Annotated in this window: 2 protein-coding genes; both read left to right on the forward strand. The window is 76.7% G+C overall.

Annotation, left to right across the window (positions count from 1 at the left end):
• The first annotated feature begins 33 nt into the window (after positions 1–33).
• Positions 34–1,014: a phosphotransferase gene (locus ABD160_RS22075; protein ID WP_344025486.1), complete on the forward strand. Its 981-nt coding sequence runs from the start codon at positions 34–36 to the stop codon at positions 1,012–1,014.
• A 118-nt stretch (positions 1,015–1,132) separates the two neighbouring features.
• Positions 1,133–2,041 (forward strand): universal stress protein, encoded by a 909-nt coding sequence (locus tag ABD160_RS22080; RefSeq protein ID WP_344025488.1) that lies wholly within the window; start codon positions 1,133–1,135, stop codon positions 2,039–2,041.
• Positions 2,042–2,143: the final 102 nt, after the last annotated feature.

Below are 2,143 nucleotides of genomic sequence, written 5' to 3' on the forward strand. Positions count from 1 at the left end.
CCCCGCCGGCCCGATCGGGCAGGATCCCCCCGCATGGAGCAGCGACCGCACGGGTTCGACGACGAGGACGTCCGCTCCGCGCTGTCCCGCCATCACGGCATCGACGCGCGCGAGCTCCACCACCGCCCGGTCGGCTTCGGCGACTACCACTGGGCGGTGACCGGCGCCGACGGCACACGCTGGTTCGCGAAGGTCTCCGACCTCACCGACAAGCCGCAGTGCGGCGACACCCCCGCGGCCGCCCTCGACGGCTACCGGGCGGCGCTGCGCACCGCGACCGAGCTGCGCGCCGGCGGGCTCGAGTTCGTCCTCGCGCCGGTCCCGGCCGCCGGCGGCGAGCTCGTCGCCGACCTGGACGGCCGCTGGGCGCTGACCGTGTTCGAGCACGTCGACGCCCCGGGCCAGGACTTCCACACCGAGCTCTCGACCGGCAGCAGGGACGCCGTCCTCGCCCTGCTGGCCCGGCTGCACGGCGCGCCGGCGCCGGACGCCACCCCGCGGCACTCGCCCGCCGTCCCCGACCGGCAGCTCGTCGAGGACGCGCTCGCCGAACAGCAGACCTCCTGGACCGGTGGCCCGTTCTCCGAGCCGGCGCGGCAGGCCGTCGTCACCCACACGACCGCGATCCGGGCCCGGCTGGCCGACGCCGACGCGCTCACCCACCAGGTCACGACGGCCGGCCGGGAGCGCGTCGTCACGCACGGCGAGCCGCATCCGGGCAACCTGCTCGACCCCGGGAAGGGCTACCTGCTGATCGACTGGGACACCGTCGGGCTGGGCGTGCCGGAGCGGGACCTCGCCGTCGTCTCCGGTGATCCCGCCGAGCTCGCCGCCTACACCGAGCTGACCGGCGTCCGGCCGGACCCGGCGGCACTGGAGCTCTACGCGCTGCGCTGGACGCTCGCCGATCTGGGCGAGTTCCTGCGCTGGTTCCGCGCCCCGCACGACGACGACGCCGACAGCGCCACCGCCTGGGAGGGCCTGCTCGCGACCCTCGCCGACCTGGACCGCTGACCGGCCGCCGGGACCTCCGTCCCCCGGACGGGGTTCGGACGCCCCTGTCGCACAGGCCCGCCCGCGGGGAGCATCGGAACCGTCACCCGACCCGCGGGTGACGGCGAGAGGGGCGAGCGTGACGGTGCACGGACTGGAGGTGCCGGCGGTCGTCGTCGGCGTGGACGGGTCGGAGTCGGCGCTGGCCGCCGTGCGCTGGGCGGCCGGCGAGGCGACCCGCCGGGGTGCCCCGCTGCGGCTGGTCGGTGTGCTCGAATGGTCGGCGTACCGGCCGCCCGCCGCCGCCGGGGTGCTCCCCGAGGGGGACCGCGACGTGCTGATCGAGCACCTGCGCAAGGAGCTGACCGGCGCCGCGGCGCAGGCGCACGCCCTCGCACCCGAGCTGACCGTCACCCACCACATCGCCGTCGGCTCCCCGAAGCGGGTGCTGCTCGACGAGGCCGGGTCCGCGACGCTGCTGGTACTGGGCAGCCGCGGCCGCGGCGGGTTCACCGGGCTGCTCACCGGGTCGGTGTCGATGGCGCTGTCCGCGGTGGCGCCGTGCCCGGTCGTCGTGGTCCGCGGGAAGGGCGTGCCGGACGGGCCGGTGGTGGTCGGCGTCGACGGCTCCGTGGCGGGCGCGCTGGCCCTGCGCTTCGCGGTCGACTCCGCGGCCCGGCTCGGCACCTCGGTGCTGGCGGTGCGGGCCTGGAGCCACGACCGGATCGACCCCTACGTGCTGGAACTGGTCCAGTGGGACGGCGTCGAGGACGACGAGCGGCGCCAGCTGGAGAAGTCGGTGCTGCCCGCCCAGCAGGCCCGTCCGGACGTGCCGATCGAGACCGAGCTGGTGCGCGGGCATCCCGCCCAGGCCCTGCTGGAGGCCGGTGAGCGGGCGCAGCTGCTGGTCGTCGGGTCGCGGGGCAACGGCGGGGTGACCGGGCTGCTGCTCGGATCGATCAGCCGGTCGGTGCTGCACCACGCGCACTGCCCGGTCGCGGTGCTCACCGAACCGTTGCCCGCGGACCCGCCCGACGTGCAGCCCTGATCCGCCCGCCGCAACGGCCCGCCCGCCGCGGCTCGCCACACACCTCGCACCCCGGCTCGCACCTCGCACCCCGGCTCCCGCCGAGATGCAGCTCAGCGGGCC

It is taken from the genome of Pseudonocardia kongjuensis (assembly GCF_039526905.1).
Taxonomy (GTDB): Bacteria; Actinomycetota; Actinomycetes; order Mycobacteriales; family Pseudonocardiaceae; genus Pseudonocardia; species Pseudonocardia kongjuensis.